We start from the raw sequence: 20,037 nt of genomic DNA, 5'->3' as shown, positions 1-20,037 counted from the left end.
AAATGTCTTCACAGCCTAACATAACGATCCTGTCATGTTACGATAAGTCATGGATTGTGGAACACACTGATGTCCATTTTAGTCAGAATGATTTATTCATAGCTGTTCATAGTTTGATTGCAAATGGGGGTTTGAAGGATGGGAATCAATGAAATAATCGTGTCTATCGTGATCGGCTTTTTTTGTATCGGTGCGATTGACAACATAATGGGAAGTAGATGGGGAATTGGTGAAAGGTTTACTGAGGGGTTTATGACAATGGGATCGTTAACACTTGCGATGGTAGGAATTATCTCATTAGCTCCTGTTCTAGCAAGTCTCTTAACCCCTGTTGTCGCTCCAATTTATAGTGTGGTTGGTGCGGATCCAGCTTCATTTGCGAATACTCTATTAGCGCTAGATATGGAAGGATACTCATTAGCAACGGAGATGTCTCAAAGCAAGGATGCTGAACGTTTTGCATGGGTTTTTTTAGGAACGATGATGGGACCAACTCTAGCATTTACCATTCCTGTAGCATTAAGCATTATTTCCAAAGAAGATCATAAGTATTTCGCAAAAGGGATTTTATTAGGGTTAATAACAGTTCCTGTTGGTTGTTTAGTAGGTGGGATGGTTGCGGGGTTGGATCTTCTGGTTATTGTAACAAACCTTATCCCTCCAATATTTTTGTCTGTCATCATTTCTATAGGATTACTCAAATATACTGATAAGATGATAGCTGGATTCGCTGTCTTTGCTAAAGGCATCCAGGTCGTGGCGATTATAGGTCTAGCTGCTATCAGTGTGGAAACCTTTACGGGTGTCGTTATTATTCCTAATATGACACCACTTGTGGAAGGGATAGAAATTGTAGCCAAGATTGCTGTTTTTCTTGCAGGTGCATTTCCGTTGGTTACTTTTCTATCTTTCGTCTTAAAAAAGCCACTAAATAAAATCGGAGCTTTATTAGGTATGAATGATGTTTCAACTGCTGGACTGATTGCGAGCTTGGCTCATAACATCCCTATGTTATCCCTACTTAAGGATATGAACCCAAGAGGAAAAGTGATTAATGTAGCTTTTGCTGTGAGTGGTGCCTTCGTGTTGGGTAGTCATTTAGGTTTTGTTGCAGGAGTTGTTAAGGAGATTGTATTTGCAATGATCGTTGGAAAATTAGTCGGGGGGATTAGTGCCGTACTTTTAGCTGTTCTTGTAACTAGAAATAAATCCGAAACAAATAAATTAGCGACGATCTGGGGGAGAGTGCGATAAGTATCAAGTGAATTACAAAAGAAAGACCATCAGTATATAAAAATGCCACCCACATCATTATGCAATGTGGGTGGCATTTTCTATTTGAATGCGCCGGTTTGTCATTCAAAACTTAACGACTTCCTGACTGCCTTTATGAATCTTCTTTATAACTCGATAGAATCTTTCCAAGCGTTCTTTCCATCACGAGGATGCCATCCAAGCATTCACTTAGTGATGTCCATTCCTCTGGGGTATGGCTTTTTCCGTTCTTGCTTGGGACAAAAATCATACCTGTCGGAATTTTCTTCCCGAGAAGCATGGCATCGTGGCCGGCGCCGCTCGGCATTCTTCGGTATGTTAAGTTCAATTCGTTTGTCGATTCTTCAATCATGTTCGTCATACGGTCATTCATGTGTACAGGTTCGACGCGAATGCTGTTTGAATTCTTGAGAGCGAGACCTCTTTTTTCAGCTATGCGAGTGGCATTCGTTTTGATCGCGTCGATCAGTTTTTCTCTCGCATCACGATCGATATCTCGAATATCAACCGTGACTGTTGTTTTTCCAGCAACCACATTCGTTCCGTTTGGAGCGTTGATGATTTTTCCTACGGTCGCAACAGCGGTTTCGCTGTATTTCGAAGGGAGCTGTTCGATCGTTGTGATGAGTTCACTGGCACCAATCAATGCATCTTGCCTCATGGTCATCGGTGTATTCCCAGCGTGATCGGCGCTACCGATAAAAGTAAACGTTTCTCTTGCTGGTCCTGCGATTCCTTCAACAACACCGATCTGTTGCTTGTTCTTTTCTAATACAAGACCTTGCTCGATGTGAAGTTCGAGGTAGCCGATGAACTCGTTCATATCTCTTTCAGCGCTTTTTAGTTCGTCGGGATTAAGGCCATCCGCTTTCATTGCTTCTGCGATCGTCGTGCCTTCATCATCTTGATACGTGTGGAGCGCATCTTCGTTGATTTCACCGATCATTGCTCTGCTTCCAAGTAATCCATGGTTGAACCGGGATCCTTCTTCATCAGCAAAAACAGCCACTTCGATTGACCATTTCGGCATGCCGTTTCGTTCGATGAATGATTCGACAGCTGATAATGCAGAAAGGACTCCTAATAGTCCATCGAACATACCTCCGTTTGGTACGGTATCGATGTGGGAGCCGAGCATCAAGCTTTTATGTGTATTGATGCCTTTTACCTTTCCGTACACATTGCCGATCGCATCTTCATGAACTGACATTCCAATCGCTCTCATCCATTTTTTTACCGCTTCGATCGCTGTACGATATTCTGATGTATAAGGGAAGCGGCTGTTACCACCAGCTTCCGTAACCCCAATACTGTTGATCGCATCAAAATAGGTGATAAAATGATCGATCGGTAAGTGGGTGTGACGTGGAAGAGACTCATACTCCTCCTTCCATCGTTTGACTCGATTATCCATCTGATACTTCCTCCTCATTGCTTACCTTGATTAATTTGATAAACATCTTACTTGCTTGAAGCATCGCTTTTTCTTCGATATCAAAATGAGGATGGTGATGAGGGTAGGCTTCGTTGTGACCCGCCCCAGTAAAGAAAAACGCACCTGGTTTATCCAACAAATAGTAAGAGAAATCTTCTCCGCCCATCATAGGATCCATTTCTAATGAATGGTCTTCTCCGAATAATTCTTCTGCCGCTCGTTGAACGTGCTTTGTTTCTTTTTCATGATTATGAAGGGTAGGGTAGCCTTCTTCATAGTGAAGGGAGCACGATGCTCCGTTAGCCTTACCTGTATATTCAACAATCTCAGCTATGCGCTTTTTGACAGAAACTTGAACATCCCTTGAAAAGGTACGAACGGTTCCTAAGATTTGCGCGTTCGCCGGAATCACATTGAATGGACCACCAGATTCAAATGCGCCTAATGAAAGGACCGCGGATTGAAGAGGATCAACATTCCGACTGACAACATGCTGCAAGCTTTGAACGATGGCAGACCCACAAACGATCGGATCGATGGTTTGATGAGGAAGAGCGCCGTGGCCACCTTTGCCGTCGATTGTAATGGCAAATCGGTCGGAAGCAGCCATTAAGGGGCCGCTTTTCGTGAAGACCGATCCTACTGGGAACGTGGACCAGAGATGAGTGCCATAGACTTCATCCACACCTTCTAAGCAGCCTGCTTCGATCATAGGTTTCGCGCCACCTGGCGTTTGTTCTTCTGCAAACTGATGGATCAAAACGATTGTTCCTTGTAAGTCCTCACGGTTTTCGTAGAGAGCTTTTGCGGTGTGAAGCAGTGTCGACGTATGAGCATCATGTCCACAGGCATGTGAAACGCCTTCTACTTTGGATTTATAAGGAACGTCTTTCGCATCCTGAATCGGAAGGGCATCGAAGTCAGCACGTAAGGCGATCGTTTTTCCGGGAAGAGCGCCGTGGATCTTCGCGACGATTCCACGGCCACCGACACCTTCTTCGACGTCTTCTAAGCCGATATCTCTTAGAAAGGCAGCGATTTTCTTCGGTGTTTCTACTTCTTCGAAAGAAAGCTCTGGGTTCTCATGGAAATGACGGCGCCATTCGACCATGTGAGGGTATTCTGTTTCTAGTTGTTCGATCATTTTTCCGTACATGAAAAGCTTCCTTTCTTATTCAAATAGACTTGGGATCCATAGCGTCAAACTTGGAATGTAAGCAATCAATAGGATTGCGATGATTCCTGTGATGAAGAATGGAAAAATATCTTTGATCGTGTTTTCGATTTTCACTCGTGCGATGTGACACGAGATGAATAGGGTAGAACCTACTGGTGGCGTGAATAGTCCTAATGCGAAAGAACAAAGCATCACGATGGAGAAGTGAGTAGGGTCCATCCCAACACCTGTTGCAATCGGGAAGAATACAGGAATGAAAATGAATAAGTTCGGAACGAGCTCCATCACCATTCCAGCTAAAAGCATGATGACGATCAATAACAAGATGACGAGTGCATCAGATAGACCAAGACCAAGAATCCAGTTTGAAATCAGGTTTGGAATGCCTTCTGAAATCAGTGCATATGTGAAGATCATAGATGTACAGATCATCAGCATAACAACCGTTGTACCATAGACGGTTTCTTTCAATGATTCATAAACGCCTTTAAATGAAAGCGATCTGTATACGAATTTACCAACAAGAAACGCATAAATAGCAGCAAGAGCAGCTGCTTCTGTTACTGTTGCGATCCCGAACACGATGGCTCCGATTAAGAAGATCGGCAGTACGAGTGCCCAGAATGCTTTGAAAAGACTTGTGAAGAATTCTTTGAAAGAAGGCATCGATTCACGGGGGTATCCACGTTTGATCGAGATGATAACGGTTGTGATGAGGTACGTTAGCCCGATTAGAATTCCAGGGATCACACCTGCTAGAAACATTTGCGCGACTGATAAATTTGCTAACCATGCGATAATGATCATCGTACTACTTGGCGGGATGATGATCCCGACAACGGAGCTAGATGCATTGATCGCGGCTGAGAAGGAAGACGAATATCCTTTCTTTTTCATCGAAGGTATCAATACACTTCCGGTTGACGCAGCATCCGCAACGGATGATCCGGATACACCGGCCATCCCCATACTCGTAATAACCGATACACACCCAAGACCGCCTGGTAATTGGCGAACCATAGAGTCAGCTACTTTAATGATTCTCTGTGCAATGTTTCCGTGAATCATCAAGTTTCCAGCGAAAATAAAGAATGGAATCGCTAAGAAAGCGAAGGACTGTGTGTTCGAAAAGAATCTCTGAGCAGCGAGTTCCATTGGAATACCGTCGACGATAAAGAAAAGAATCGCTGATATACCCATCGAGAACGCAATCGGAACTCCGAGTAAAAGCATAACGAAAAAGCTAATTATCATAATGGCGATCATTGAATTTCTCCTCCTTCCATCCACGTACGTTTGTTACGAAGTAGTAAACTGATTTGAAGAATAAGTAAGATTGCAACTAATGCGAACGATACGGTTACGGATGCGTATAACCAGGACTTCGAGATTCTTAGCATAGGAAGTGGTTGCATGCGAACAGCATCAGCTAGTAAGTAGCTTGCATAGACCATATAAACCGAAAACAGGAGCATGATGACTTTCGCGAATACTTGCAGCACCCACTGAACGCCTCGTCCGAACTTTTCTTGTAGAACAGTGATTTTCAAATGGTCTTCATTCTTCGTAACGGCGATTGTTCCAAGGAAGATCATCCATGGGAAGAAGATTTGCGTCATCTCCGTTGAGGATGAAATAGGGTAGTCGAAGACATACCGCGATAGCACTTCCGCAAATACCACAAGCGTTAGGAGAACCATAAGGAGACTAGCGATGACTTCAGTAACCTTCACAAATCTCGATGTGATCTTTTCTAGCATTTCATTCACCAACTTTCTCCGATAATGAAAATTCAGCGAGCAGGAGACCTACTCGCTGAATGATAGTCGTTATTGTTCAGAGCGGTACTCTTCTAGGAACGTTTGAACGTCTTTGATGATTTCAGGTGACATTCTTTCTTCCATCTTGCTGTATACAGGCTTTACAGCTTTTTGGAATGGTTCAACGTCAGGTTCTGTGATTTCCACAAAAGAATCTTGCATTTTATCTAGCATTTCTTTGTCTTTGCTTGCTGTAAATTCATAAGATGCATCACGTGCTTCATTCGAAGCTTTCTGTACGATTTCTTGAAGCTCAGGCTCAAGACCATCGAACGTACCCTGGTTCATGATGAAATAAGAATAGTAGTACGTGAAGTTCAGAATCGCAAGGTGATCTTGTACTTCATGGAACTTTGTTTCATAAATGGCATCAAGTGGATTGAACTGACCATCTACAACGCCTTGGGAAAGTGCAAGATACACTTCTGTAAATGGCATTGTTGAAACAGAACTTCCAAGTGTCTTGAATGTTTCAATCAATGTTACATCGTTCGGTGAACGCATTTTCAAGCCTTCAAGATCTTCTGGTGTGTTGATCGGGTGGTCGTTGTTCGTAATTTGAGCAAAACCAAGTTCTACATCAGATAGTACTTTTAATCCTTGATCAGAACCTAATTCTTTCAACTTGTCACCGGTTTCACTTTCAAGTACAGCGTGAGCTTCGTCAAAGTTTTTGACTAAGAACGGAAGAGAAAGCGTTGCATATTCTGGAATTGTGTTCGCCATCATATTTGCACCAGCGATCTGCATGTCTAGTGCACCGACTTGCACGGATTCGATCATTTCTTGAGCGCTACCCAATTCTTCGTTTGGATAAATTTCAACTGTGATCGCGCCATCTGTTTCTTTTTCTACAACTTCTTTAAACTTCTTAGCAGCGACGTCACGGACAGATCCTTCAACTGTGTTAAAGCCGACTTTCCACGTTCTTTCTTTAAAGCTTCCATCTCCGGAATCAGTTGCAGAATCACTATTATTTCCTCCACATGCTCCTAGGAAGACAGTTAGTGCTAGCATTAGAACAAGTAATCGTTTCATCTCATGCACCCCTTAGTTGTTGTTGTTTTTTGAATATTTAAAACCATTGTATCGGACTTGCTGGCTAATTTTATTGTGTAATCAAACAAAGATTTAATACATTTATTGAATTTCACACAATTGACCTTGGCATGCCTTCTAAGATTGGAAGAGCCATTCTTCTTTTGTTCCTAGTAAATTCATAATATTCCACGCCATTCGTAGGTGGAAAATCACTTCGGCATCACGGATATCACCTGATAAAATATCGCTGATTCGTCTTAAACGATAGTTAAGAGTATTGCTATGAAGGTGCAGTTGCTGAGCGACTTCTTTTAGGTTCTGGTGATTGAAGAGATAGTGTTCAAGAGTTGTGAGAAGCTCCCGTTTGTTTTGTTTTGTATAGGACATCAACGGCCTCACCTGATCCACGACAAACTGGTAAAGTTCTTCCTCTGAACTATTCATCATCATCTTCGCGACGCCAACCTCTCTGTACGTCATGCGCTGATCAGGGCGTTTGTGTCTATTGAAGATTTCGATACAGTACCAGACATCTTTATAAGATGTTCTAATTTCTTCTAATGATGTTACCCTTCCCATCGCATAGGAAAAGGTTCGCTCTTGGAAATGCTTTCTCAAATACATGTCTAGTTGTTCGATGAAATGATTCATTTGACTTCGGACGGATTCTTCAGTCGTTTCTGTAGGGAAACCAATAATCCCGCGAAGACCGTTGTTCCGTTTGAAAATGATATTCCTGTTAAAGTAATGATCGATGAATTTCTCAACGAGATGATGGAGGTTCTTGGTTTCTTTGACACGCCATTCGTCATTCGTGGACTGGTCGATATGGAGACCGAAGAACAGGTAATTCTCACGATCGCTTAGTCCGAGAAGTTTGGCTTGATCGATTAAAACACTGATGTCTACTTTTCCTTGAATGTCCTCTAAAAACTCTCCTTGAATTCGCTGCTTCGTTTCGTAGACAGCTTCCTGTTTCAAAAGCTCTATGGATATGATGTTTTGTGCTTCTTCTATGAGCATTTTTTCGAGATGATCGAGAGGTAACACTTTGTTGGAGATTACTAAAAATCCTCGAGGTTCCCTTCTTGTAATGATCGGAATGATGACGAGATCATATTCTTCAAGAAGGCTCGGTTGCATCAAATCTGGTGTTAATAGATCCAAAAACGGTGGGATAGCGGCATCGAACGGAACTTCGCCCTTTTCGTATGATGAAACGAGCTGTCTGAATTCATCGTACATAAAGACTGAACTACTCAACTGCTCACTTAGAAATGCGATGATCGGATCCATCCCTTGTTGTTCGATCGCGATTTTCATCAATTCATTGTGATTATGCTGCGTTTGCTCAAGCGATTGATTTTTAAGTTGAATATCGTGATTCAATTTCATCAATTTATCCGCTTGATTTTCAAGCTCAGTAAAAAGGTAACCCCGATGGACGGCAAACGCTGCCTGGTTACAGATCGCTTTTAATAAATCTAAATCTTCATTCGTAAAATGTCCCGTTTGGCGAAATGAATTGATGCTCACCACACCGATACAGTCGTTCTGAATCATAAGCGGGCAGCACATGGCGCTTTGTGCTTTCATTCGCTCTCCATCTTTAATCGGAGTGGATTCTTCAAAGTACTTCCAGTTCTCCTTCGACATCGATTCCATCCCTTGGTAAACCTCATCGGTATGGTGGAAAATCTGCGGACGTTTCGATTGAAACGTGAATCCTGTCAGAGACTCTCCTGGCTTGAAGCGAATATGCTGCAAGTGCTCCCATTTGAAACCGCGCGTAACACGCGGGATCAAGATGTCTTCTTTTTCATCATAAATGTACAAGCTGCAAGAATCTGAAAGTGGTAAGACCTCCATCGCCATGTCCATAATTCTTCTAAGAATCTCATCCAGTCGTTGGTAGAGGGCGAGTGTTCTTGAGAGGTTTAATAAAAGGTCTTTTCCTTTTTGGTCAATCCCAACAGTCGTTGCCATGAGCTGGCTTTGTTTCTCGACGAATTCCGTTAGCTTCGGAGATTCTTCTTCAGCTTTGATCTCAATAGTGAAACGACCATTCTCAACTGTCGTCGTTGTCGTTTTGACAGCCGTGGCATATTCTTTCTTGAATACGTTTGTTCCTTTATAGAAAATGTTGATTTCAGATACCGTCAAGGCGATTGCTTTCGCGTAATGAATAATTGAGTCTGCGAGTAAAGGATATACCATGCTTCTACGATTCCTCCGTTACTAGTTTTACCTTTATCTTATCATGTCGAAATTCCCCGAAGTTTAACAGAAATGAAATTATTTCCTTTATGGAAAAAGGGATATTGATCGCTTCTATGAAGTTGATACGGATCGGAGGGATGGAAGAAGTAGGTGGTAGTAGAGGATTGAAGGGCAGAAAAGGAGAATGAATAAGATAGAAAGGTAAATATGGAAATAATGAGGTGATGATGTGCTAGCGTGGCGTCTCGATAAGAAACACTATTTGTTGATGCTAGTATTATTACTCGTGCTTAGCGCAAACGTTTTCGTCTACAGGCTACCACTTTCTCAACCGGTGGTTCCGAAAGAAGCGCAGCTTCTCGTTATGGCGTCGGTGGTTGATCTTGCTATCGTGTCGCCGCTTTTCGTATTAGCAATTGTGGGAGGATTTTCGCTTAAGAGATTGGTCTTATTGATTACTGGAGGGTTTCTTCTCGTAAGGTGGCTTATTCCTGAGCGCTATTTAGAGTCGCTGTTCACCATTTCTTACATTGATTTTGCGGTGGGAGCCGTCTTTTTCGCGCTAGAAATTGCCGTGCTTATCGCGTTGTTCCGTTATATCCCCTCAATCGTTCGAGGCGTTCGACAAAGTGAGGAGTCGTTCTTATTTTCTTTGCCGAGGATGGTGGAAAAGAATGTTGGATCAACCATCATCTATCGGGTGCTAGTCTCAGAACTGCTTATGTTCTATTATGCGTTCTTCTCTTGGAAAAAGGAGAAGGGCAAAACGGGCTATTCTTTACATAAAAATTCTAGTGTCGTCATGATTCATCTCATGATGATTCACGCGATCGCGATCGAAACAATCGGACTTCATTGGTGGTTACACGAGCAGTCCGCGATTATTTCTGCTGTCCTGCTCATCTTAAATATTTATTCAATAGCCTTTATTGTTGCGGAAATTCAGGCGATTCGTTTGAACCCAGCAAGGATTACGGATAACGAATTGTACCTATCTCTTGGGTTAACAAAAAGAATGGTCATTCCTTTAGATGAGATAGAATCGATTACAACTGACCGTGAGTCTTTGGAGAAAGAGTTCGCTAAGAATACAACAATTGCTTTTATAGCAAAAGATTTTGAAGAAGTTCGTCCTGAGCTTATTCTAGAATTAAAGAAGCCGTGCCGTGCTACACATGTTTTTGGTATCGAGAAGTTGTATACAAGGGTCGCATTACGGATTGATCAGTCTCATGAGTTTCTAGAGAGGTTGAAAGCAGTTACTGGCAATGCCTGATCCAAAGAAAGCCAACTGCTATTCCGAAGTCTAAAGGAGTGTATATTTCAGCAAACTGCTTCGTCAGATAAACATACTAGCAGAAAGGAGTGGGCTTCATGTCAAACCGTTCAGAAGAAGAGTTATTAGCAGGAGGAAACGTGTCGAATGTCTATCGCTCGGGTGAAACGGTTAGACGAGACTTAAAGGAAGGGAGCGAGAGAATTCATGCCCTTCTCAATCACCTGGAGCGCAAGGGATATCTTCATTCCCCGAGGTTCCTATGTATTGATGAGAAAGGAAGAGAGGTTCTGAGCTTTATTAAAGGTGAGGCTGGTAACTATCCTTTGAAGGAGTATATGCTTTCAGATGAGTCTTTGTTTGAGATTGCGAGAATGCTGCGATCTTATCATGATGCTGTGAGTGATTTTTCCTATGATGATTCCTGGCCATTATTAGATAACACCCCTCAGAATCATGAAGTAATCTGTCACAATGATTTTGCTGTCTATAACATTATTTATCATGACAAAGAACCAGTTGGTATTATCGATTTCGATGTTGCAGCACCAGGTCCAAGAATCTGGGATATCGCTTATACCCTTTATACGTGTGTACCGCTCAGTCGACATACATTTACTGAATCGGGAGTTAAAATTGATTATGATCCAGAGAGAGATGCTTCTTCTATTAAGGAACGGGTCGACATGTTCTTTGAAGCTTACGGGGAGACGTTTGAAGAAGATTGGGTGCAGGTTGTGATGGACCGGCTTGAAGGGATCTGTCAAACGATCGCGAGAAAAGCTGGGGAAGGAGACATGGCTTTTCAGAAAATGGTTGAAGAAGGACATGTTTCGCATTACAAGAAAGACATTGCCTTCATTCGGAAGTATGGAGATGCGTGGCGGTAAAATATTTACAGTTCTTGCTAAGAGTGTTAGAATTTTAAAAAACTTAGTGGTAAGCACGGTAACAAGCTGGGGGAGTACCGCGTCATCTCGTCCCAAAGACCTCGAGTCTTGGCTGGGGCGAGTTTTTTGTTGAAAGAGAAAAGAAGGAGAGAAATCATGAAGCCATTGGATGCAGAACGAATTGTCTTACGAACATTTAAGGAAGATGATGCAGCGCGTATTCAGGAATTAGCGAATAACAAAGAAGTGGCGAGCATTATCGGTTTGCCTCATCCTTATGAATTAGCTCATGCTAAAGAGTGGATCGATATCCAGCCTGGGTTGATTCAGGAAGGTACTGAGTATCCACTCGCTGTTTATTCAAAGAATCACGATGCCATTATCGGCACGGTTTGTATTCGAATCGATAAGAAGAACAATCAAGGTGAACTTGGGTACTGGATTGGCAGACCATTTTGGGGAAAAGGCTATGCGACAGAAGCTGTTAAGCGCATGATCGATTTTGGATTCGTTGAGCTTAGGTTGAATAAAGTATGGGCAACGGCGATCACTCGGAACGAAGGTTCGATCAAGGTATTAAAGAACGCTGGAATGGAGCAAGAAGGTATCTTGAGAGAGAATCGATTCGTATTAGGAACGTATGAAGATGCCGCAATGTATGGGGTGTTGAAGAGAGAGTATGATAGAGGTGGAGTTGAATAGGATCAACCATGTCGTTCAGGTTAATCTATCATTATAAAAAATCACTGCTTGCATGTATTATGGAATGGTATTGCTAGTTTCTAAGTTAAGATAACATGTTTACTCGGAAGGAGTGCACTCCGTGTGAAAAGGGAGTATTTTATCGGTATCGTACCGCCTGAAGACTATCTAAAAAGAATTGAAGAATTCCAAGGCAAATGGAATGAACGCACAGGCGTTGAGCCTCATGTCACCTTGAAAGCACAAGGTGGCTTAAGCGCTAATCAAGAATGGATCGAGAAAGTGAAAGAAGTGTGCAAAACCGTTAAGGCATTTCAGATGACACTGGATCGTCCAGCGTATTTTGGTGACAGTGTATTATATCTACCGGTTCGTTCAGATGAATTGGTTGAACTGCATCATCTGTTAGTTGAGACGATTTCTCCACCTAACCATTTGATCAAACAGTATTTTGAACGAGACGATTTCGTCCCTCATTTAACCCTAGGGAAAGAGAAGTATGGCGGGGGGATCTCTAATGGGGTTTCAAAGGAAGACCTTAAGGAGATGGAGAATCAAGCTAGAATAGAGTTGGCACCTTATCCAACATGTGAAGTGACATTTATTCGAATCTATGAATTGAATGTGGCTGAACAGAAATACGAGAAATTACTAGATGTATCATTGGGAAACGAAACGGATCGGAGCGTGAAATGATGACAAATAATTGTGTGAAATGTGATGCGACTATGGTAGAAGCGAAGTTGGATAGTTTTCCTGTTAGTGTATACAAAGCGACAGTGAAACCAAATAAAGAAACGATGAGCAAGATAGACCCTTGTTTTGTATGTCCGAAATGTGGATTTATCGAGCTATATGCTTCAGCTCCTGGGAAGTTCACCGAATGATTTACGTGATCAGGCACGGACAAACGGATTATAACAAGGAAAGAAGAATGCAAGGAAGGAATGGTTCACCGTTGAATGAAATTGGAATTCAACAGGCAGAGCAAGTGAAAGAGAAGCTTCAGCATATTGAGTTTGATCTCGTCATTTCCTCACCTCAGGAACGAGCGGTGCAAACTGCAGAGATTGCGACTGGGAAGAAAGCTGTTATCGATAATCGAATAGATGTTTTTGACTTGGGTGAAGCGGATCGTCTAACAACAGATGAAGTGAAAATAGCAAAAGGTATTCCCGACCCTACTCTATACAAAGGAGTAGAAGATCCTTATGACTACATAAAACGCGTGTTTGATTTTATGCGTGATCTTGAAGCGGAGTATGGCGATAAACGGGTTCTCATTTCAGGGCACCGATGTACGACTGGAGGAATCGGTGCGTATTTTGAAGGCATTCCTGAAGATGAAAACATCTTAAGGTACTCTTCTAATAATGGAGATTATAAGGTTTATGAATTTCAAAAATAATGTCCTGAATATTCTAGGAATACTCATTTGCTTTGTGTTGTTTGGTTTAAGCATGGTACTCGTAAGTGAGGTGCCTTTTCTTACGATGACTGGAATCATAGGATTATGTGGCGTTCATTATTTTGTCTATCGCTTGGTTTCAACGCAGATTAGTCATAACGATAATTAATCATCAGAGAATAAACTTAGACTTATGTAACTACAAGAAAAACGCTATGACTGCTCATAGCGTTTTTCGTTTGCTCAATCTTCAAGCGCATTGTTCTCGATGATGGCGTCAGAGAGACGTAATTGCTCTGCTGACTTTTCAATTAGCTTCTCACACTTACTGTCTGAAACCTTCTTTTCAGACGAGACAGAGTAACATGTACCTTCTCCGGAAGCTTCCGTTAAGTTTGCTTTGTAGTAAAGATCTTTGTATCGGAACGAGCCATCGCGGAAAACGGTGAGGTTTGCTTTGTTATCGATCAGGGAGTTCCCCAACATGAATGTAGGTTTAATGTCTAACACATCGAGAATCGTTGGTGCGATATCGATCTGACCTCCGTTTCCTTCCATCACTTTTCCTTTATTCGAGTTAGGCAGCTTGATAAACAACGGTACTTGGCGATCGAGCTCGAACTCATCGACGGTGGATGTGACCTTTGCTTCTTCTGCCATCTCATCCAGAGGATCAGTCAGCCCGCTGTCGTGATCACCGTAAAAGACAACGAGTGAGTCGTTCCACATGTTTTTCTTCTTCAGTTCAGCGATCATAACGCCGACTGCTTTATCTACGAAATGGACAGTTTGATAATACTTCTTTAATTGCACATCATCATATCCTTCAAGATTTAACTCTTGTTTCTCCTTTGGAATGTCATAAGGCGTATGACTTGAAAGGGCGACCATGAAGGCGAAGTATGGTTCTTTCAAATCTTCCATCTTTTCGATCGATGAGGTGAAGAAGCGCTGGTCATTCAACGCCATCCCTACCTTCTCACCGTCAGGAAAATCCTTCTCACTATAAAAGTGATCGAACCCAACGTTGTCGTACACATGATCACGATTCCAGAATCCTTCCTTAAAGGCATGCATCGCTGCTGTTTCATAGCCATACTTCTTTAAAAGGTCAGGTAGCGCTTTGTATTCATGTGTAGGAAAACGCGTATAGACAGAACCTGATTTCAACGGATAAAGGGACGTTGTTGTCGTGAACTCTGAGTCCGACGTTCGCCCTTCATGTGTTTGATGATAGAACGATGGGAAATAGAGCGCTTCATTTTTTAACTCGTTCAAATTGGGCGTTAACACTTGATCATTCACTTTCTGGTCGATAACAGAGTCCTGAAACGATTCGAGCTGAACAAGGATAATGTTCGGTTTATCTTTTACCGCAGCTGGATCTGTTTCTTTATTGAGTGTTTTCTTAATATCTGATTTCACTTCATTCGAAACGTTCGGTTTGTCGTCTGCTTTTCGTTTCAATTCAGTGACGACATCGAGTCCGTGGTAGCCCCAGAAACCAAGCTGATAATACTCGCGCATGTTTGAAATCGAATCATCCATCAGCCATTTTTCTTTATCAAAGTAGCTTGTAACGAGTGGTGTGGCGATGAGGATGATCGCTGCTACATACGCGCTACCGGTTATAAGTCGTTTTTTCTTTTTAGGCAGTCTCTCTGTTCTTTTTCTTAAAAGGAAAATGAGAAGACCAAACAGAATCAGGTCGCCGAAAAGAAGAAAGTCTTTCACCATGATCAGTTCCATGAACGCGCCGCCAACATCACTCATTTGAAGCATCTGTGAAATCAATGCAACGGATAGGAGATCATCGAAGTATCGATAGTACCAAAGGTCGGATAAGATAAGGGTACTATGTAAAAAGAGGAGGATAGCGAGAATCCATCGTCTTTTCTTAGCGGTTAATAAGAGCGTCCATCCTGAAAGGAGCACCATTCCTGCGATGTTCACGAGGAGAAAGTCAATTTGAAACGCTGTGTTTGTATATAGACTAAATAGAAATAACTTTAGGATCGATAGCATGAGATACATCCAGTAATCGAGGGTTTCCATTCGTGCACCTTCTTCACATCAAGTTTCTTGTACTAAGTTATTTCCTAAATTCCACTTTTTAGTTAGTAGAGAAACATTTGGATGTGCTACAAGATTTTTTTGATGATTTGGCGAGTTTTTAGAAGGAGTCAATCGAAAGATGAGTAATAGTACTAGAGAGGAAGAAAAGGAGGGCGTGCTAATGCAGGAGAAATATAATGATTTCATTGGAGAAATGCTGGAAAAATCAGGTGAAAAAGATAATTATCAAGGAAAGGGAAAAGGGAAACCGCTATCTAAGGATTATTTGAAAAGAGACGTCTACCAAAACTTTCAACAGATCGCAAAAGATGCTGGGTTCTTACCACCTTGGTTAAAACTTCAAAAAGAAATCTCAATCTTAGTTCATGCTTGTAAAACAGAGAGTGAGCTTGATGAGATTAATGAAATGATACGAAAGCACAATACGATGTGTCCTTCTCAGATGCAAAAGAATGTGATTGATATGGACCATTTAGAGCGTGCAAAAGAACGTTGGTAGTGGGCACTTGAAACAAGAAGAGGACTCCGGATTAGAGGAAGAATCATTGTGATACAAGGAGGGTGTTTCATAATGACGGATCGCAAAAGGAATCGTAAGGTTGACGGCTTCATAAAGAAAAGGAAGCAGTGGAAAGAAGAGTTTGAGAAATTGAGAGAAATCATTCTGGACTGTGAGCTGACAGAAGATATGAAATGGATGCATCCATGTTACATGTTTGAGGATAAAAACATCGTGTTGATCCATGGCTTCAAAGAGTATTGTGCGATCCTCTTTCATAAAGGTGCATTACTTAAAGATCCACAGGGAATTCTCGTTCAGCAAACGGAAAATGTGCAGGCAGCTCGTCAGATTCGGTTTACGAGTGTTGAAGAAATCGATGGAATGGAAGAAGTACTGAAAGCGTATATTCGTGAAGCTATCGAAGTTGAGAAGGCAGGTTTGGAAGTTGAGCTGAAGAAGGATATCCAGATTCCTGAAGAACTCCAGCAAAAGTTCGATGAAGATCCTGCGTTGAAAACGGCGTTTCAGGAATTGACTCCAGGACGTCAACGCGCGTATGGTCTCTATTTCTCTAAAGCAAAACAATCGAAAACGCGGGTTTCTCGAATTGAGAAATATACGCCACATATTCTAGAAGGAAAAGGATTGAATGACTGATTCTTTTCCTTTTTTCTGGTTAATTCGGTAAATTCTGAAACGTTTCTAGTCCTCGTTCGTAGAAAAGGTAGAGCAATTACATAGATTGCAAACCAGGAAAGGATGATGAACGGGATATGATGGAATTTATCGGACTCATTATTTCGGCGATCGTTTTGTTTTTCTTATTGATCGCGGGCGGAATTGGCTTTTTTATTTTCAAAAAGCGGTATAAGACGGCAAGCTCCAACCAAGCTCTGATTATCACGGGGCCGAAACTTGGGGATGCAGAGCAGGATAATCGAATATTTGTAGATGATAATGGTAGAAGCATGAAGATTGTGCGCGGTGGCGGTATTCGCCTTAAAATGTTCCAAACAAGTACGCCAATTGATCTAACGTCGTTCCAACTAGAGATTGCATCTCCAAAAGCGTATACATCTGAAGGTGTGCCGATCAAAGCAACAAGTGTTGCAGAGATCAGTATCGGAAGTAAGCTTGAGATTGTTGCAAACTACGCAGAGAAATTCCTAGGTAAAGAACAGAAGGAGAAAGAGCGTGAGTTGAAGGAAGTTCTTGAAGGTCACCTTCGCGCAATCATTTCTTCTCTTACAGTTGATGAAATCTACAAAGATTTCAATTCAGTGAACAAGAAAGTAAAGAACATCGCTGAAGAAGATCTGAAGAATCTAGGTTTTGAGATCACGTCGTTTGCGTTGAAAGAACTAAAAGATGATGACGAAGAGAACGGTTATCTTGAGGCGCTAGGACGTCCAAGAATCGCAGAAGCTCGAAAAGATGCGGATATCGCTGAGGCGAATGCCAAACGTGAAACCCGCATGCACAAGGCGAAAACAGATCAGGAAGCGGAAGAAGACGAAATCAGACGTCAGATTGATATCTCGCAATCTCAGAAAGATAAAGATGTGAAGGAAGCGGAATACAAAGCGGAAGTTGAGCGTGGCCGCGCGCGTTCTGAGCAATCTTACAACCTTGAACAAGCAACGCTTAATCAGAAAGTAAAAGAAGAAGAGATGCAGGTTCAATACATCGAACGTCAGCGTCAGGTTGAACTTGAGCTCGAAGAACAGAAGCGTAGAAAAGCGCTTGCGGATGCGGACGCATACGATATCCGGGCGAAAGCAGAAGCGGAAGCAGAGAAAGATCGCATCGACGGTGAGACGAAAGCCGAGATCGAGAAGCAAAAAGGACTTGCTGAAGCAGAAGTTATTCGTGAACGTGGTAAAGCGGAAGCAGAAGCGAAAGAACTTATGGCACAGGCTATGGAGAAATATGGTGAAGCAGCCGTTATCGAAATGGTTGTCGACATGTTGCCGAAATATGCTCATGAAGTTTCTCAGCCTCTATCTCAGATCTCAGACATGAAAGTGATCGATATGGGTGGCGGTAGCAGCAATGGCTCAGCCAAAATCACAGACAACGTGACGAAAACGATGACAGGACTACAAGCAAGCCTGAAAGAGTCCACTGGAATGGACTTGAAAGCAATGCTTGAGAGCTTCGTATCGAGAGGAAACCATAACAACTTCTCTTCTGATGAGAAAAAGGAAGAAGAAAAAGAGGAGTCCATAACGGAAAGCTCTGGAGATGAGATGGAGCATGCGGAACAGCATCAGTATGAAAGTGAAGTCGCTTCAGCTTATGAGGAAGAAGTGGAGAAAGATCAGAAAGAGTAGTATGGTCGAAACGAAGAATGCGCCGAATGAACCATTGATTCGGTGCATTTTCTTCATACATAACCTTTTAATAATCAGGGTGGACGTGATCGATGAAACCTTTCCTAAAAGTAAATGGATTTAGTGTTTTTTATGCTTTTATGCTATTCGTCCCGCTAGAATTAATCATGAATGTGTATCGAATCAGTAGATTAACAGGGATGGAACTAAGTACGGTAATTGTTCTTATAGGAATCACAATTATGATTGAAGTAGGTGTTGGTAGCTTCATTGCTTTTTCTTTATCGAGTAAGTTGCTCGATGACCGAAAAGCTAACTTCTGGATCGTTATTCTTTGGGTGCCCTACTTCGTTCTTTTTGTTTATAGTTTATCAACCTTATTCCCGATAACATATGGTGGGGAAAGTCCCGGTCCTGCACTAGGATTACTTGCGGTGGGGGCGTTTATGGTTTATCCATTTTATATCGTTACGATTCTTTTTCTAAGTGCATCAAGGGAAGAACATATGAGTACTGTAACGGGGAAGTGAGCTGAGTTTATGAGGAAGCTCTTATGTGTTGGACTATTAATTGCAAGTGCGATCATGATGAATTACTCTGGCTCCATGATGAACCTCTATCATTTATTACTTAGTTTAGTAGTGCTTTATTATATTTATGGAGAAGATGAAAAGCTTGTTTCGTATAAGAATCTGATTCGTTATGAATAAAAGCTGTAGCTTGATCCGATGTGGATGGAGGTGCAGCTTTTTTATGGGGTTTTCACGTTCAGAGCACATTGGAATGTTTTAACACTTTCAGAAACGGTTACTTATTTCAATACGAGAACAAGGAGGGTAGACCTATCTATGAAAAAAGTGAAATTAGGTAAGAGTAACGTAAAAGCAACACGAATTGCCCTCGGGACATGGGCAATCGGCGGCTCCGGCTGGGGCGGAACGGATGAAAAAGAATCGATCGAAACGATTCAAGAAGCCATCGATAAAGGTGTAACGATGATCGATACCGCGCCTGCTTATGGGCAAGGATTATCGGAGGAACTCGTAGGAAAAGCGATTGCTAGCTCCAATGTAAAGCGAGAAGATCTTGTGATTGCAACGAAAGCAGGCATAGGATTTACAGAGGATAGCAACTATCGTGACACTAGGGCAAGCCGATTAGAGAAAGAGCTACATGAAAGTCTCAACCGACTTCAAACGGATTATATCGATGTGTATCAGATCCACTGGCCTGATACGGACGTATCCATAGAAGAAACTGCAACGAAAATGAAAGAATTTTATGAGGAGGGAAAGATTCATGCGATTGGCGTAAGTAACTTTAGTCCGGAACAAATGGACGAATGGCAGAAATATGCACCAATTCATACATCACAAATGCACTTAAACATGCTGCAGCGCTACTTGATCGATTGGTTCGAGTACTGCAAGAAGCATGATATCGCGACGTTATCATGGGGGTCACTTGCCCACGGGATGCTAACTGGGAAGTATACGAAGGACGCAAGCTTCTCAGACGATGATTTACGAAGCAAAATCGAATTGTTCCAGGGCGAACGTTTTCCTAGCATGATCGATGCTGTTGAAGAGTTAGAACGGTTTGGAGAAAAGAAAGACTTAAACGTGATTCAGCTCGCAATCCGATGGTTGCTTGATCATGAGTATGGCGCGGACGTGGCATTATGGGGTGCGCGTAAGCCTTCCCAGATGGACGGTGTAGAAGGTGCAGATAACGTTACACTCTCGAATGTAGACCTAAAACAAATCGATGATATTCTTTACAAACATGTAGATGACTTAGAGAACGGTAGTTTAGAAGAATATGGCCCACCGATGCGATCCGCATTGCAAACGTCGAAATAGGTATGAACCCGAATGGTAGG

Annotated in this window: 21 protein-coding genes; 14 read left to right on the top strand and 7 right to left on the bottom strand. The window is 42.1% G+C overall.

The genetic code is table 11. From position 1 onward, the window contains the following. Positions 1 to 138 precede the first annotated feature (138 nt). Positions 139 to 1,254: an ethanolamine utilization protein EutH gene (eutH, locus tag SJY16_RS14330; RefSeq protein ID WP_377890183.1), complete on the top strand. Its 1,116-nt coding sequence runs from the start codon at positions 139 to 141 to the stop codon at positions 1,252 to 1,254. A 133-nt stretch (positions 1,255 to 1,387) separates the two neighbouring features. Here the strand turns inward: eutH and SJY16_RS14325 are convergent, their stop codons facing one another. From SJY16_RS14325 to SJY16_RS14300, 6 genes are all read right to left on the bottom strand, one after another. Next, a complete protein-coding gene (locus SJY16_RS14325) occupies positions 1,388 to 2,689 on the bottom strand; it encodes a Zn-dependent hydrolase (protein ID WP_377890181.1) in 1,302 nt (433 codons plus the stop codon). Further along, positions 2,682 to 3,866, bottom strand: a complete 1,185-nt coding sequence (locus tag SJY16_RS14320) for an amidohydrolase (protein WP_377890180.1) — start codon at positions 3,864 to 3,866, stop codon at positions 2,682 to 2,684. The genes SJY16_RS14325 and SJY16_RS14320 overlap by 8 nt, the downstream gene beginning before the upstream one ends. Positions 3,867 to 3,881: 15 nt before the next feature. Further along, positions 3,882 to 5,153: a TRAP transporter large permease gene (locus tag SJY16_RS14315; protein ID WP_377890178.1), complete on the bottom strand. Its 1,272-nt coding sequence runs from the start codon at positions 5,151 to 5,153 to the stop codon at positions 3,882 to 3,884. Next, positions 5,150 to 5,647: a TRAP transporter small permease gene (locus SJY16_RS14310; protein ID WP_377892262.1), complete on the bottom strand. Its 498-nt coding sequence runs from the start codon at positions 5,645 to 5,647 to the stop codon at positions 5,150 to 5,152. The genes SJY16_RS14315 and SJY16_RS14310 overlap by 4 nt, the downstream gene beginning before the upstream one ends. Positions 5,648 to 5,716: 69 nt before the next feature. Beyond that, complete coding sequence (locus tag SJY16_RS14305; RefSeq protein WP_377890176.1) at positions 5,717 to 6,745, bottom strand: TRAP transporter substrate-binding protein; 1,029 nt, start codon at positions 6,743 to 6,745, stop codon at positions 5,717 to 5,719. Between the two features lie 138 nt (positions 6,746 to 6,883). Then, entirely contained in the window at positions 6,884 to 8,965 is a 2,082-nt protein-coding gene (locus tag SJY16_RS14300) for a helix-turn-helix domain-containing protein (protein ID WP_377890174.1), read from the bottom strand. A gap of 232 nt (positions 8,966 to 9,197) precedes the next feature. On the opposite strand from SJY16_RS14300, the gene SJY16_RS14295 reads away from it, so the two are divergent. The 7 genes from SJY16_RS14295 (at position 9,198) to SJY16_RS14265 (ending at position 13,413) form a co-directional block, all read left to right on the top strand. Beyond that, on the top strand, positions 9,198 to 10,244 hold the full coding sequence (locus SJY16_RS14295) for a beta-carotene 15,15'-monooxygenase (protein ID WP_377890173.1): 1,047 nt from the start codon (positions 9,198 to 9,200) through the stop codon (positions 10,242 to 10,244). 98 nt (positions 10,245 to 10,342) lie between these two features. After that, on the top strand, positions 10,343 to 11,134 hold the full coding sequence (locus tag SJY16_RS14290; RefSeq protein WP_377890171.1) for a phosphotransferase: 792 nt from the start codon (positions 10,343 to 10,345) through the stop codon (positions 11,132 to 11,134). 156 nt (positions 11,135 to 11,290) lie between these two features. Next, positions 11,291 to 11,836, top strand: a complete 546-nt coding sequence (locus SJY16_RS14285; protein ID WP_377890169.1) for a GNAT family N-acetyltransferase — start codon at positions 11,291 to 11,293, stop codon at positions 11,834 to 11,836. A gap of 123 nt (positions 11,837 to 11,959) precedes the next feature. Beyond that, positions 11,960 to 12,532, top strand: coding sequence for a 2'-5' RNA ligase family protein (locus SJY16_RS14280; RefSeq protein ID WP_377890167.1), 573 nt, complete (start codon positions 11,960 to 11,962; stop codon positions 12,530 to 12,532). Further along, a complete protein-coding gene (locus SJY16_RS14275) occupies positions 12,529 to 12,723 on the top strand; it encodes a hypothetical protein (RefSeq protein WP_377890165.1) in 195 nt (64 codons plus the stop codon). The genes SJY16_RS14280 and SJY16_RS14275 overlap by 4 nt, the downstream gene beginning before the upstream one ends. Further along, a complete protein-coding gene (locus SJY16_RS14270) occupies positions 12,720 to 13,244 on the top strand; it encodes a histidine phosphatase family protein (RefSeq protein WP_377890163.1) in 525 nt (174 codons plus the stop codon). Before SJY16_RS14275 ends, SJY16_RS14270 begins: the two co-directional genes overlap by 4 nt. Next, positions 13,228 to 13,413, top strand: a complete 186-nt coding sequence (locus tag SJY16_RS14265) for a hypothetical protein (protein WP_377890161.1) — start codon at positions 13,228 to 13,230, stop codon at positions 13,411 to 13,413. The genes SJY16_RS14270 and SJY16_RS14265 overlap by 17 nt, the downstream gene beginning before the upstream one ends. Before the next feature lie 74 nt (positions 13,414 to 13,487). Here the strand turns inward: SJY16_RS14265 and SJY16_RS14260 are convergent, their stop codons facing one another. Beyond that, a complete protein-coding gene (locus tag SJY16_RS14260) occupies positions 13,488 to 15,299 on the bottom strand; it encodes an LTA synthase family protein (protein ID WP_377890160.1) in 1,812 nt (603 codons plus the stop codon). 139 nt (positions 15,300 to 15,438) lie between these two features. Between SJY16_RS14260 and SJY16_RS14255 the strand changes: the two genes are divergently transcribed. The 6 genes from SJY16_RS14255 (at position 15,439) to SJY16_RS14230 (ending at position 20,017) form a co-directional block, all read left to right on the top strand. Further along, on the top strand, positions 15,439 to 15,819 hold the full coding sequence (locus tag SJY16_RS14255) for a DnaJ family domain-containing protein (protein ID WP_377890158.1): 381 nt from the start codon (positions 15,439 to 15,441) through the stop codon (positions 15,817 to 15,819). Between the two features lie 72 nt (positions 15,820 to 15,891). Next, a complete protein-coding gene (locus SJY16_RS14250; RefSeq protein WP_377890156.1) occupies positions 15,892 to 16,479 on the top strand; it encodes a YdeI/OmpD-associated family protein in 588 nt (195 codons plus the stop codon). A 116-nt stretch (positions 16,480 to 16,595) separates the two neighbouring features. Then, positions 16,596 to 18,155 (top strand): flotillin family protein, encoded by a 1,560-nt coding sequence (locus SJY16_RS14245; RefSeq protein WP_377890154.1) that lies wholly within the window; start codon positions 16,596 to 16,598, stop codon positions 18,153 to 18,155. A gap of 92 nt (positions 18,156 to 18,247) precedes the next feature. After that, complete coding sequence (locus SJY16_RS14240) at positions 18,248 to 18,685, top strand: hypothetical protein (protein WP_377890153.1); 438 nt, start codon at positions 18,248 to 18,250, stop codon at positions 18,683 to 18,685. Between the two features lie 9 nt (positions 18,686 to 18,694). Further along, entirely contained in the window at positions 18,695 to 18,865 is a 171-nt protein-coding gene (locus SJY16_RS14235) for a hypothetical protein (protein WP_377890151.1), read from the top strand. 138 nt (positions 18,866 to 19,003) lie between these two features. Continuing rightward, a complete protein-coding gene (locus SJY16_RS14230) occupies positions 19,004 to 20,017 on the top strand; it encodes an aldo/keto reductase (RefSeq protein WP_377890149.1) in 1,014 nt (337 codons plus the stop codon). Positions 20,018 to 20,037: the final 20 nt, after the last annotated feature.

Origin of the sequence: Alkalihalobacillus sp. R86527 (assembly GCF_042466185.1) — a bacterium.
Classification (GTDB): domain Bacteria; phylum Bacillota; class Bacilli; order Bacillales; family Guptibacillaceae; genus Guptibacillus.
This window is presented reverse-complemented; position numbering and strand designations above follow the sequence as displayed.